A 12438-nucleotide genomic window follows, 5' to 3' on the forward strand; every position below is an offset into this window, starting at 1 on the left:
CCCCGAACCCGACGCCACCTCGCTCGGCCCGGAGTCGGTCAAGCCGGTGCCGCGTCAGGAGCGGGCGAGCCGCCGCACCAGCGAGTCGGCGCCGAGCGGGTACGCGCCGTGCCGGCGTACCCCGTCGGCGACCTCGCGGTCGGAGGAGACCACCACCACCGGCCGCCCGGCCGGCTCGGCGCGGACCAGGCGGCGGATCAGCTCGTCGGCCGTCTCCCCCTTGCGGGAGAACAGCACCCGCACCCCGCGCGGCGTGGAGGGCAGCCCGTGGATCCGCTCGGCGCCGTCGAAGACCACGGTGACCTCGTCGCCGGTCTGCGCGGCGATCCCGCCCAGCCCCGTGATCAGCCGCTTGCGCTGCTGCTCCAGCGACATCTCGCCGAAGCCCCGCTTCGTGACGTTGTAGCCGTCCACCACGAGGTGCGCCTTCGGCAGGGCGAGCAGCTGGTCGAGGCGGGCGGGGTCGTCGGTGTCCCGCGCCCGGGCCGCGGCACCGGCCGGGGTGGCCGCCGACTGGTCGGCGAACGCGTCGGCGACGAAGTCGGCGGGCAGCTTCTCCACCGGGTCCAGGGCCAGCTCGCGACGGAGCCCCACGGCGGCCTGCCCGATCGTCTCCAGCAGCAGCCACAGCTTCGCCTCGTCGACCGAGCGGGCCTCCTTGGCGCTGACCCGGGCCACGCCGGCCGCGGCCTCCGCCTCGGCCAGCCGGGCCCGGGCGCGGCGCAGCTCGGCGTCGGCGTCGGCCGCCGCGCGGGTGGCCCGGCCGCGCTCGGTGGCCAGCAGCTCGGTGGCCTTGCGCTCGCGGGCCTGGGTCTCCCGGAGGGTACGGGTGAGCTGCCGGGCCTCCTCGCGGAGCTGGCCCAGCTCCTCGCGGACCCGGGCGAGCTCGTCGCGGAGCTTCTCCGCCTCGACCCGGGCCACGGCCCGGTCGTGCTCCGCCCGGGTGGCCCGCTGCTCGGCCTCGCGGACCAGCTCGGCGACCACCGCGCTGTCCGCCTCGGCGCGTACCGCGGCGCCGCTGGCCTCGATCAGCTCCCGCCAGCCGCGGGGCCGGGCCAGGTAGGCCAGCGCGGCCACCTCGACCGGGTCGGCCGCCGCCGGGGCGGTCCCCTCCACGACGGCCGCTCCCAGGTCGCCGGCGTCGGCGAGCACCCGGGCGGTGACCCGCTGCCGGAACAGCGGGTCGGCGGTCAGCTGGGCGGCGATGGCCGGGGCGCCGAGCCGGGCGCGGCGGTTGGGGGCGAACTTGGCCACCCGGCGCAGCGGCACGGGCACCTCGTCGACGGCCAGGCCGGGCAGCACCGCGGCGGTGAGCGCCACGATCCGCTGCCGGACCGGCTCGGGCAGGACGGGCTCCGGCTCGGCGGCCGCGCCGTCCGGGGTCTCACCGGCGTCGCCCGCGCCGACCAGCGGCTCCTCCGCGGAGGAGTGGTCGTCGAACGGCTCGGTGAGGGGCATGTGGCAAGTCTCCCACCCCGAACGGGCTCACCGCCCGGTGAGTGAGCCGATCTCTCATCCTACCCCGCGGTGACTCCTGGGGCTGCCGGGACGGGAGTGTCGGACCCGGCCGCTAGCGTGCCGCGGGTGACGCGAGCGGACTACGTCCAGGAGGCCCTGGCCGGCCTGGACCGGGTGGCGGGCACGGGGGTCGACCCCGCGCTGCCGCTCTACGCGACCACCTTCGTGGTGGTCGACCTGGAGACCACCGGCGGCGCGCCGGACGGCGGCGGGATCACCGAGATCGGCGCCGTGAAGGTGCGCGGCGGCGAGGAGCTGGGCGTGCTCGCGACCCTGGTCAACCCGGGGGTCCCGATCCCGCCGTTCATCACCGTGCTGACCGGGATCACCCAGGCCATGCTGCTTCCCGCGCCACCGATCGAGCAGGTGCTGCCGAGTTTCCTGGAGTTCATCGCCGACACCGTGCTGGTGGCCCACAACGCCCCCTACGACGTGGGCTTCCTCAAGGCCGCCTGCGCGAAGCACGGCTACCGCTGGCCCAACCCGCGGGTGCTGGACACCGCCGCGCTGGCCCGCCGGGTGCTCACCCGCGACGAGGTGCCCAACCGCAAGCTGGGCACGCTGGCGGCCTACTTCCGCACCGCCACCCAGCCGACCCACCGGGCCCTGGACGACGCCAAGGCCACCGTCGACGTGCTGCACGGGCTCATCGGCCGGCTCGGCGGGCACCGGGTCGACACCGTCGGGGAGGCCATCGAGTTCGCCCGGGCGGTCACCCCGACCCAGCGGCGCAAACGGCACCTCGCCGAGGGTTTGCCGAAGGTGCCGGGCGTCTACATCTTCCGGGCCGCCGACGACCGGCCGCTCTACGTCGGCACCTCCGGCGACATCGCCACCCGGGTGCGCAGCTACTTCACCGCCGCCGAGAAGCGGGCCCGGATCTCGGAGATGCTGGCCGCCGCCGAGCGCGTGGAGGCCGTCGAGTGCGCCCACTCGCTGGAGGCCGAGGTGCGCGAGCTGCGGCTGATCGCCGCGCACGCGCCGCCGTACAACCGGCGGTCGAAGTACCCGGAGCGCCAGGTCTGGCTGAAGCTGACCGACGAGGCGTACCCCCGGCTGTCGATCGTGCGCGACCTCGCCCCCACCGACTCGGCCTACCTCGGCCCGTTCCGCTCGAAGCAGGCGGCCGAGCTGGCCGCCGCCGGGTTCCACGACGCGGTGCCGCTGCGCCAGTGCACCCACCGGCTGTCCCGGCGCACCACCATGCCGGCCTGCGCGCTGGCCGAGCTGGGTCGCTGCCCGGCGCCCTGCGAGCACCGGATCACCCCGGAGGAGTATGACCACCGCGCCGCCGTCCCGTTCCGCACCGCCACCCGGGACGACCCGCAGGTGGTGGTGGACGCTCTGCTGGCCCGGATCGAGGTGCTCTCCGCCGGCCGGCGCTACGAGGAGGCCGCGGTCGTACGCAGCCGGCTGGCCGCGGTGCTGCGCGCGGCGGTCCGGATGCAGCGCCTCGCCGCGCTGACCGGCATCGCCGAGCTGGCGGCCGCCCGCCCGGCTGCCCGGGGCGGCTGGGAGCTGGCCCTCGTGCGCCACGGCCGGCTGGCCGGGGCCGGGGTGTCCCCGCCGGGTGTCCACCCGCGACCGACCATCACCGCCATCCGGGCCACCGCCGAGACGGTCCTGCCCGGGCACGGCCCGGTGCCGGCCGCCACGGCCGAGGAGACCGAGCGCATCCTGTCCTGGTTGGAGCGACCGGAGACCCGGCTCGTGGAGATGTCGTCCGGATGGGCCTCGCCGGTCGCCGGTGCGGGCCGGTTCCGCGACCTGCTGACCAAGGCGGAGAACGGCGCCTCCCGCCAACTCTCGACCGAACGCCCATGACCAAGTGTCCGATCGGACTACGTCAACTCCCTTAGGCTGTTGAAGAAGTGCAGTCCTGCCCGATTCGCGGGCCTGCTCCCGGTCGCCGGCCCGCCGGCGGCCCGGGGCCGGGGTGAGGAGGTGTCCCAGGTGGACGTCGACGCCGGACACGGCGCCGCCCTGGGCGGCGCCCTCCCGACCCAGCCCGGCGAGCTTCCGCTCTCCCGGCGCCTGCGCTCCCTGCTCACCTGGCCCACCACCGACAACGACCCGGTCACCGCGCTGGTCCGCGCCCATCGGGGCATCCATCCCAACGCCGACGCGTCGGTGCTGCGACGGGCCTACACGATCGCCGAGAACATGCACCGCGGCCAGTTCCGCAAGAGCGGCGAGCCCTACATCACGCACCCGCTCGCGGTCGCCCAGATCTGCGCCGACCTCGGGATGGACACCACCACCCTGGTCGCCGCGCTGCTGCACGACACCGTGGAGGACACCCGCTACACCCTCCAGGCGCTCCAGGAGGACTTCGGGCGCCAGGTGGCCCACCTCGTCGACGGGGTGACCAAGTTCGACAAGGCCTTCTACGGCAAGGCCGCCGAGGCGGAGACCGTCCGCAAGATGATCGTGGCGGCCGGCAAGGACGTCCGGGTCCTGATCATCAAGCTGGCCGACCGGCTGCACAACATGCGTACCCTCGGGGTCCGCTCGGCCGCCTCCCGGGAGCGGATCGCCCGCAAGACCCAGGAGGTGCTGGTCCCGCTCTGCGACCGGCTGGGCATCCAGACCCTCAAGCGCGAGCTGGACGACGTGGTGCTGCTGCATCTCCAGCCGGAGGAGCACGCGCGGATCGCCCGCTTCGTGCACGACCGGCCGGGCTGGGACGCCTACCTCGACGACGTGGTGGCGAAGACGCGGGCGGCGCTGCGCCGCAGCCGGGTGGACGCCGAGGTCGGCCCCCGCCCCCGGCACCTCTACTCGATCTGGAAGGACACCGTCGCCGGCGAGCACGCGGCGCCGTACGACCTGCCGCGTATCGCCATCGTGGTGGACGGGCCGGCCACCGACTGCTACGCCGCACTCGGCGCGGTGCACGGGCTCTGGCGGCCGGTGCCGGGCCGCTTCAAGGACTTCATCGCCTCCCCGAAGAACAACCTCTACCGGTCCCTGCACACCAGCGTCTGCGGCCCGCAGGACCGCACCGTCGAGGTGCTCATCCGCACCGAGGAGATGCACCACTCCGCCGAGTACGGCGTCGCCGCCCACTACCGCTTCCCCCGCGAGGCCGGGCGGGCTGCCGACGGGGCCGACGAGCTGGCCTGGCTGCGCCGGGTGCTCGACTGGGAGCAGGAGACGGTCGACCCCATGCAGTTCATGGAGTCGCTGCGCTGCGACCTGGCCGAGGCGCAGATCCAGGTGGTCGCCGACGGGCGGCAGGTCGTGCTGCCGGCCGGGGCGACCCCGGTCGACCTCGCCTACGAGCTGAGCACCGAACGCGGCGACCACTGCCTGGCCACACGCATCAACGGCCGGCTGGCACCGCTCTCCTCCGAGCTGGAGGAGGGCGACGTGGTGGAGATCTTCACCGAGAGCGACGCGGAGAGCGGCTTCGAGGCCGACGTGGCGCCCCGCGGGCCGCGCCGGGAGTGGCTGGGCTTCGTCAAGTCCCCCCACGCCCAGATGCAGATCAACCGCTGGTTCGCCGAGCACACCGAGCCGGGCATCTCGATCGCCGACAAGGTACGCCTCGGCCGGGCCACCATCGGCCTGGCGCTGCGCAAGCACGACCGGGGCCTGGCCAGCGACCTGCCGCTGCTGCGGCTCTCCGAGGAGCTCGGCTACCCCGACCTGGAAACCCTGCTGGTGGCGGTCTTCGACCGCACCGTGGAGCCCGACACAATCGTCCGGCAGCTCATCGATCTGGTCGACCACCGGCAGTAGGCGAACTCCACCCATCCGCCGGCGCCGCCCGGCCACTAGCCTTACAGGCATGATCCCCCGCGCGCGTGCCACCGGACGGGCCCTCGGCTACCAGATCTTCTACCGGCTCCCGGTCCCGCTGCGGCGGCGGCTGGTCCGGCTCGCCGTGCCGAAGTACATCGTCGGCGCGGTCACCCTGGTCCGGGACGCCGAGGCCGACGGTGCGGGGCGGATCCTGCTGCTGCGCCAGCCGCCCGGCCACAGCTGGACCCTCCCGGCCGGGCTGCTGCAGCGCGGCGAGGCCCCGGTCGTCGGCGCCGCCCGTGAGCTCTACGAGGAGTCCGGCATCCGGCTCCCACCCGAGCGGCTCCGCCCCGCCGTGCCGAACGCCGTGGTGCACGCCAAGGGCTGGGTGGACGTGGTCTTCGAGACGGAGGTGCCGGCCTCCAGCACCGAGCTGACGGTGGACGGCGCCGAGGTCTTCGAGGCCGCCTGGCACCCGCTGGACGACCTGCCCCGGATGAGCCGCGCCACCGCCAACCTGCTCCGGCACTACGGGATCGGCCCGCGCGCGGGCGAGGTCCCGCCGCCCGCCGCGTGACCGGCACCGGCGGGGCCGCCGCGTCAAGGCCCGGCTGGCAGGCCGCCACCTTAAGGCCCGGCTGGCAGGCCGCCGCGTCGGAGCCCGGCCGGCAGGCCGCCGCGTGACCAGCACCGGCCGGCCGGCCGCCGCGTCCGGGCCCGGTTGGCGGGCCGCCGTGGACGTCTGCGCGGTGGTGCTCGCCGCCGGGGAGGGGACCCGGCTGCGCCCCCTCACCGCGCACCTGCCCAAGGCGCTCTGCCCGGTCGGCAACGTGCCGCTGCTCGACCGGGCGCTGGACCGGCTGGCCGGGCTGGGCCTGACCGGGCCGGAGCGGGTCGCCGTGAACGCCTGCTACCTGGGTGGGCAGGTGGTGGCGCACGTGGGCGCCCGGGCGCACCTGTCGGTCGAGCCGGGCGACCCGCTCGGCACCGCCGGCGGGCTGGGCAAGCTGCGGGACTGGATCGCCGGGCGGGGGGTGCTGGTCGGCAACGCCGACGCGTACCTGGCCGACCCGGGCGCCCCGCCGGGGCCGGACGTGGCGGCGCTGCTGGACGGCTGGGACGGGCGGAGCGTACGCCTGCTGGGCCAGCCGGCGGACGACCCGGCCGCCCCCGGCACCTTCGACGGCCACCGGTTCGTGGGGTTCTCGCTGCTGCCGTGGCGGCTGGTCCGGGACCTGCCGGCGACCTTCGGCGACCTGGTCCGGGCGGTGTGGCGGCCGGCGGAGGCGGCCGGCGCGCTGGCCGTGGTCCCCTACCCGGGCACCTTCTACGACACCGGCACCCCGGCCGACTACCTGGCGGCCAACCTGCACGCGGCCGGCCCGGGCGGCCTGGTCGACCCGTCCGCGACGATCGACGGGCCGGTGACCCGGTCGGTGATCGGCGCGGGCGCGGTGGTGCGCGGCGCGGTGGACCGCTCGGTGGTCTGGCCGGGCGCGACGGTCGCCGCGGGGGAACGCCTCAGCGGGGTGATCCGGGCGGGCGCCGACCTGACCGTCCCGGCGGCCGGGTGACCCGCCCAGCCCTTAGCATGGGCCTCGACGCCGACGAACGGAGAAATGTCCCGTGATCACCGCGATCGTGCTGATCGACTGCGCCACCGACTCCATTCCCGAGGTGGCCGAGACGCTGGCCAACCTGCCCGGCGTCAGCGAGGTCTACTCGGTGGCCGGGCACGTCGACCTGATCGCCATGGTCCGGGTCCGGGAGTTCGAGCAGATCGCCCAGGTCATCGCCGGCAGCATCTCCAAGGTGCCCGGTGTGATCAACACCGAGTCGCACATCGCGTTCCGCGCCTACTCGCAGCACGACCTGGAGGAGGCGTTCGCGATCGGGCTGGCCAACGCCGACTGACCCGCACGCCGGTGGCCGGCCCACCCCCGCAGGGCGGACCGGCCACCGTCGGTCGTACGCGTCAGCTCTGGGCCGGCGCCGGGGTCTCCGTGGTGCCCGGAGCGGGTTCCTCGGTGCCGGTGCCACCCGGGGCCGGCGACTCGGTGCCGCCCGGAGCCGGCGACTCGGTGCCGGTGCCGCCCGGGCTGGGCGTGCCGCTGGCGCTGGCCTGCGGGACCGGGACGCCCAGGGTCTGGGCCAGGGCCACCAGCGCGTCATAGTGCGCCTGGAGGACCGGCAGGGCGTCCTGGGCGATCTGCACCACCGACTGCTCGGAACCCTGCGAGATCTCGGTCTGGGTGGCCTGGATGGCCTGGACGTGGCCGGCCAACTGGGCGGTCACCCACGCCTTGTCGAACTCGGCGCCGCTCAGGTTGTTCAGCCGGTCGAGGACCTTCTGCTGGTCGGCGGTCGGGTCCGCCGGCAGCTGCACGTTCAGCTGCTGGGCGGTGGACTGCACCGTCTGGTCCAGCTGGGTGTGGTCCGTCACGAACATCTTGCCCAGGTCCTTGACCTGCTGGTTCTGGCCCTTCTGCTGGGCCAGGTTACCGGCGGTGATCTCGAACAGGTTCACCTGGTGCAACGCCTGCAGGTACTGCGTGTCCTGCGTCGACGGCTGGGCCGCGGCCTGCGCCGCGGCGGCTGGTGCCAGTCCCACGAGCACCAGCGCGGCCAGCAGGCCCAGGCGTTTGATTCCCAACATGCTTTCCCCCCCTTGAGACGTTGGACCGCACGGATACCCGGCTCACCGGGGTTATTCCTGCGATTCCACCCGTCCGTGTCAGGGGGTGGCGGGACACCGGAGCGGGGCCGAGCGGCGACCCGCGGGCGGAACGGGACGAGCGGGCCGGAAAAGGGCCGTGGCGCCCGCCGGTGATCCGGCGGGCGCCACGGTCGGTCGTACGCGGGCTCGTCAGCGGCGCTCGCCGCTGCCGATCTCCTCCCGCTCCGGTCGGGGCTCGACCGGCGGGTGCCCCGGCGAGACCGGCGCCTCGGCCGGCTTCTCGATCGGGTAGAAGAAGCCCCGGATGGCCGGGCCGAGGGCACCGAGCCGGTTCATCTTCTTGGGCACCACCCAGCCGACGTAGTCCAGCGCCGGGCCGTGCCCGTCGTGCCCGTCGACCGGGGTGAGCGGCTGGTGGACCTCGACGAACCGGCCGTCGGGCAGCCGCTTGATGATGCCGGTCTCCACGCCGTGGGCCAGCACCTCCCGGTCGTGCTGCTGGAGACCCAGGCACAGCCGGTAGGCGAGGTAGTAGGCCAGCGGCGGGACGACCAGCAGGCCGACCCGGCCGGCCCACGTCATCGCGTTCAAGCTGATGTGGAACTTGTCGGCGATGACGTCGTTGCCACCGGACAGGGTCAGCACGACGTAGAAGGAGACCGCCATGGCGCCCGCCGCGGTGCGGGCCGGCGCGTCCCGGGGCCGCTGGAGCAGGTTGTGGTGCTTGTAGTCCTTGAGGCGGCGCGCCTCCAGGAACGGGTACATCGTCGACAGGCCCACCAGGATGCCGGGCAGCACGACCGTCGGCCAGAACAGCGGCGGGATGACGTACCCGTCGCCGATCGGGATGCTGATCTCCCAGGCCGGCATCAGACGGGTCGAGCCGTCGAGGAACATGACGTACCAGTCGGGCTGGCTGGCGGCCGAGACCACCCACGCCTCGTACGGGCCGAAGTACCAGATCGGGTTGATCTGGAAGAGGCCACCCATCAGCGCGATCACGCCGAAGACGACCATGAAGAAGCCGCCCTGCTTGAGCGCGTAGCGCGGGAACATCCGCTCGCCGACCACGTTCTCGTTGGTCCGGCCGGGGCCGGGCCACTGGGTGTGCTTCTGTTTGAACACCAGGCCCAGGTGGACGCTGATCAACGCCACCAGCAGGCCCGGGATGAGCAGCACGTGGGCGATGAAGAACCGGCTGATGATGATGGTGCCCGGGAACTCCCCGCCGAAGATCGACGAGCTCACCCAGGAGCCGATCACCGGGATCGACAGGATGATGCCGGAGGCGATCCGCAGACCGGTGCCGGACAGGCCGTCGTCCGGCAGCGAGTAGCCGGTGAAGCCGGCCAGGAAGCCGACCCAGAACAGCAGCGAGCCGATGATCCAGTTGGTCTCACGCGGCTTGCGGAACGCGCCGGTGAAGAAGACCCGGAGCATGTGCACCACGATCGAGGCCATGAACAGCAGCGCCGCCCAGTGGTGCATCTGCCGCATGATCAGGCCGCCCCGGACGTCGAACGACAGGTCCAGGCTGGAGGCGTACGCGGCCGACATGGGGGTGCCCCGCAGCGGGGCGTAGCTGCCGTCGTAGACCACCTCGGTCATCGCCGGCTCGAAGAAGAAGGTCAGGAAGACACCGGTCAGCAGCAGGACGATGAACGAGAAGAGCGCGATCTCGCCCAGCAGGAAGGACCAGTGGTCCGGGAAGACCTTGTTCAGCAGCTTGCGCAGCGGGGTGGCCGCCTGGAAGCGGTCGTCCAGCGCTCCGGCGGTCTTGGCCGGCAGCGCGGCCGCATCGAACTTTCGGCGCTTCATGGCCGCTCCCAGAAGTCGGGACCGATGGTTTCGGTGTAGTCGGACCTCGCCACGAAGAAGCCCTCGTCATCCACCTCGAGCGGCAGCTGCGGAAGCGGCCGGTTCGCCGGGCCGAAGACCGGCTTGGCGTTGTCGGTGATGAGGAACTGCGACTGGTGGCAGGGGCAGAGCAGGCGGTTGGTCTGCTGCTCGTAGAGGCTGGCCGGGCAGCCGGCGTGCGTGCAGATCTTCGAGAAGGCGACGTAGTTGCCCCACATGTAGTCGCCGTGACCCTTGCGCGCGTTGGCGGCGCGCGACTTCTGCGCGTCGTCCTCGCGCAGGTGGATCAGCAGGGTCGGCGAGTCGGCGTGCTTGTTGCTCACGCCGCCCTCGATGCCCGGGAACACGGTGAGCTGGCCGCCGACGCTCACATCGGCCGGGCGGATCGGCCGGCCGTCCTCGCGGATCAGCCGGATCCGCTTGCCGTCCGAGGCCGGCTTGAACCCGGTGGTGAACATCTGGTTGTTCTTGTGCGGCTGCGAGATCAGGCCGCCCACCAGCGGCGCCGCGACGACCGCGCCGACCGGCACCAGACCGGCCAGCAGCGAGACGCCGAGCAGCGGCCGGCGCTTCACGCCGAGCTCGTCGGCCATGTACAGCATGGTCTCGCCGGTGATCTTCCGATCCTCCGGGGAACCGGGCTGGTCGTGCCGGTCCTGGATCGAGACCTCCTTCGGCAGCAGCTTCTTGCCCCAGGTGAGGATGCCGAAGCCGATGCCCAGCAGGGCGATGCCGAGGGTCACGCCGAGCAGCGGGGTGTAGTACTTGTCGCCGCCGCGGCCGGCCTCCCACTTCCAGGGCCACCAGATGTAGATGACCAGGAAGGCCAGCCCGGCCAGGAACGTGATCCAGAAGAACGACGCGACCGTACGGGTCAGCCGGCGCTCCGCCTTGCTGCCGGGAACGACCTGCGGCTCGTAGTGGACGATCTCGATGTCGTCCCGCCGCGCCCCCTCCTCGACGATGTCGAACCGGGAGATCCGGGGGTCGTTCACGTCGAGCGGCTCCGGGCCCCGCTGGGCCGGGTGCTCGGTGTGGGTGCTCATGCCGTCACCTCGCTACGGGTGACGCCGGGGGTCGGCGCCACAGCACTGAAACGAATGATCCGCTCGGTCACGACTTGCCCGCAATCCACAGGCTCGTGAAGACCAGCGCGACGATGCCGACCAGGAAGATCGCGAGACCCTCGGTCGACGGGCCGTACCGGCCCAGGTTGAAACCGCCCTGGTCCTGGTCGTGCTTCAGGGTCTCCTGGATGTAGGCGATGATGTCCGCCTTCTGCTCCGGAGTGATCTGGTTGTCCCCGAACACCGGCATGTTCTGCGGGCCGCTCAGCATGGCGGCGTAGATCTGCCGGTCGCTGGCCGGGCGCAGGCTCGGCGCGTACTTGCCCGAGGAGAGTGCGCCACCGCCGCCACCGAACGCGTGGCACTGCGAGCAGTTGATCCGGAACAGCTCGCCACCGGCGGCCATGTCGGCGTTCTCGTGCAGGTTGTTGCCCTGGGGCACCTGCGGGCCGCCGCCGAGCTCCTGGATGTACTGGCCGAGCTGGCGCACCTGCTCGTCGGTGAACTGCGGGGGCTTGCGCATGGCCTGGGCTTCCTGCCGGGCCATCGGCATCCGACCGCTGCTGACCTGGAACTCGACCGAGGCCGACCCGACGCCGATCAGGCTCGGCCCGCGTCCCTCGACGCCCTGGGCGTTGCGACCGTGGCAGGTCACGCAGCTCACGTCGAACAGCGCCTTGCCCTCGTTCGCGGCGGCGCTCAGGGGCGGGTTGTCCTGCGCCTGCACACCGGGGGCGAAGACGGTGTAGGCGCCGCCGGCCAGCATCAGCGCGGCGGCCAGCCGGACCGCGGCACCCAGCCGGCGGCGGCCCCTGCTGCGCGCTACGGGCCGCCCGCGCAGCCGCGCGAGCAGACCGCGTCGGCGGTCGTTGTCAGAAGTCATGACCTGTGTCCTTAACCGGTTGGACCTTGTCTCAGGGGACGGAGCAGCGGCGCGATTCGTGACGCGCCAAGATCACTGGAGCCAGTAGATCATGGCGTAGAGCCCGATCCACACGACGTCGACGAAGTGCCAGTAGTAGGACACGACGATCGCCGAGGTCGCCTGCGCCGGGGTGAACCGGCCCATGGTGGTGCGGATCATGAAGATGATGAACGCGACGAGACCGCCGGTCACGTGCAGGCCGTGGAAGCCGGTCGTCAGGTAGAACATCGACCCGTAACCGTCTGCGTTGATCTTGACGCCCTCGTGCACCAGGTTGCGGTACTCGTTCGCCTGGCCGAGCACGAAGATCAGGCCCATCACGAACGTGATGGTGAACCACCGGCGGAGGGCGTGGACGTCACCCTTCTCGGCCGCGAAGACACCGAGCTGGCAGGTCACCGAGGACAGCACCAGGATCACCGTGAAGGTGGTCGCGTAGGGGATGTTGAGGATCTCGGTGTGCTTCTCCCACTGCTCCGGCGCCGCCGCGCGGATCGAGAAGTACATCGCGAACAGCGCCGCGAAGAACATGAGTTCGCTGGAGAGCCACACGATCGTCCCGACGCTGACCATGTTCGGCCGCGTCAGGGAGTGGATCCGGCTCTTGTCAATGGCTGGGGCCGCAGTCACGCGGTCATTATTGCCCT

11 protein-coding genes are annotated in these 12438 nt (G+C 72.8%); 5 read left to right on the plus strand and 6 right to left on the minus strand.

What is annotated here, in order from left to right:
* Positions 1–54 precede the first annotated feature (54 nt).
* The gene (locus GCE86_RS17080; protein WP_154227896.1) at positions 55–1458 is read right to left on the minus strand and encodes an NYN domain-containing protein; all 1404 of its coding nucleotides are present in this window, start codon (positions 1456–1458) and stop codon (positions 55–57) included.
* A gap of 126 nt (positions 1459–1584) precedes the next feature.
* Here GCE86_RS17080 and GCE86_RS17085 point away from each other — a divergent pair, with 126 nt between their 5' ends.
* The 5 genes from GCE86_RS17085 to GCE86_RS17105 all read left to right on the plus strand — a co-directional run bounded on the left by GCE86_RS17085 (position 1585) and on the right by GCE86_RS17105 (position 7179).
* Complete coding sequence (locus GCE86_RS17085) at positions 1585–3342, plus strand: DEDD exonuclease domain-containing protein (RefSeq protein WP_154227897.1); 1758 nt, start codon at positions 1585–1587, stop codon at positions 3340–3342.
* A 129-nt stretch (positions 3343–3471) separates the two neighbouring features.
* Entirely contained in the window at positions 3472–5262 is a 1791-nt protein-coding gene (locus GCE86_RS17090; protein WP_154230545.1) for a RelA/SpoT family protein, read from the plus strand.
* Between the two features lie 49 nt (positions 5263–5311).
* Positions 5312–5842, plus strand: a complete 531-nt coding sequence (locus tag GCE86_RS17095; protein ID WP_154227898.1) for an NUDIX hydrolase — start codon at positions 5312–5314, stop codon at positions 5840–5842.
* A gap of 103 nt (positions 5843–5945) precedes the next feature.
* A complete protein-coding gene (locus GCE86_RS17100; RefSeq protein ID WP_244317002.1) occupies positions 5946–6839 on the plus strand; it encodes a nucleotidyltransferase family protein in 894 nt (297 codons plus the stop codon).
* 52 nt (positions 6840–6891) lie between these two features.
* Positions 6892–7179: an Lrp/AsnC family transcriptional regulator gene (locus tag GCE86_RS17105; protein WP_091122500.1), complete on the plus strand. Its 288-nt coding sequence runs from the start codon at positions 6892–6894 to the stop codon at positions 7177–7179.
* A gap of 61 nt (positions 7180–7240) precedes the next feature.
* On the opposite strand, the gene GCE86_RS17110 is transcribed toward GCE86_RS17105, so the two are convergent.
* The 5 genes from GCE86_RS17110 to ctaE all read right to left on the minus strand — a co-directional run bounded on the left by GCE86_RS17110 (position 7241) and on the right by ctaE (position 12421).
* Entirely contained in the window at positions 7241–7921 is a 681-nt protein-coding gene (locus GCE86_RS17110; RefSeq protein ID WP_154227899.1) for a DUF4142 domain-containing protein, read from the minus strand.
* Positions 7922–8131: 210 nt separating this feature from the next.
* A complete protein-coding gene (gene qcrB, locus GCE86_RS17115; protein ID WP_154227900.1) occupies positions 8132–9760 on the minus strand; it encodes a cytochrome bc1 complex cytochrome b subunit in 1629 nt (542 codons plus the stop codon).
* Positions 9757–10845 carry a cytochrome bc1 complex Rieske iron-sulfur subunit gene (qcrA, locus tag GCE86_RS17120; protein WP_154227901.1) on the minus strand — a complete coding sequence of 363 codons (1089 nt, stop codon included), beginning with the start codon at positions 10843–10845 and terminating at the stop codon, positions 9757–9759. Before qcrA ends, qcrB begins: the two co-directional genes overlap by 4 nt.
* Before the next feature lie 67 nt (positions 10846–10912).
* Complete coding sequence (qcrC, locus tag GCE86_RS17125; protein ID WP_091268278.1) at positions 10913–11749, minus strand: cytochrome bc1 complex diheme cytochrome c subunit; 837 nt, start codon at positions 11747–11749, stop codon at positions 10913–10915.
* A 72-nt stretch (positions 11750–11821) separates the two neighbouring features.
* Positions 11822–12421, minus strand: a complete 600-nt coding sequence (ctaE, locus tag GCE86_RS17130) for an aa3-type cytochrome oxidase subunit III (protein ID WP_091268281.1) — start codon at positions 12419–12421, stop codon at positions 11822–11824.
* Positions 12422–12438 lie beyond the last annotated feature (17 nt).

It is taken from the genome of Micromonospora terminaliae (assembly GCF_009671205.1).
Classification (GTDB): domain Bacteria; phylum Actinomycetota; class Actinomycetes; order Mycobacteriales; family Micromonosporaceae; genus Micromonospora; species Micromonospora terminaliae.